The sequence below is a fragment of the Phytoactinopolyspora endophytica genome (assembly GCF_004138495.1).
Lineage (GTDB): Bacteria > Actinomycetota > Actinomycetes > Jiangellales > Jiangellaceae > Phytoactinopolyspora > Phytoactinopolyspora endophytica.
In genome coordinates this window covers 541,311-541,720 of sequence record NZ_ML142851.1, presented here as the reverse complement: position 1 = coordinate 541,720, position 410 = coordinate 541,311, and the positions used below count along the sequence as shown (strand labels likewise).

Here is a 410-nt window from a genome sequence, read left to right as displayed (position 1 = left end):
TCCGACTGGCCGAGAACGGCCGGACGCAGGAAGCGATGGCTGCCATCGAGGAAGCGATCGCCATCCATCGGCGACTAGCCGAAACGAACCCTGCGACCTACGAGCCCAGACTGGCCGATTTACGGCACAACCTCTCCGTCCGACTGGCCGAGAATGGCCGGAGGCAAGAGGCGATGGCTGCCATCGAGGAAGCGATCGCCATCCATCGGCGACTAGCCGAAGCGTACCCACTCATGTACGAGCCCGACCTGGCCGCATCACTACACAACCAGTCCAATCGGCTAGCCGAGAACGGACAGCAGCAGGACGCACTGACGGCCATCGAAGAGGCAGCCACGACCCGACGCCAGCTAGCCCAAGCAAACCCATCTACCTATGCGCCTGACCTGGCCGCATCACTACACAACCTC

At 62.7% G+C, this 410-nt stretch carries 1 protein-coding gene; it reads left to right on the top strand.

Annotation, left to right across the window (positions count from 1 at the left end; all coding sequences use genetic code 11):
* Positions 1 to 35: 35 nt before the first annotated feature.
* Positions 36 to 410: tetratricopeptide repeat protein (locus tag ELR45_RS37240; RefSeq protein ID WP_240759284.1), on the top strand; the 375-nt coding region annotated here is incomplete at its 3' end.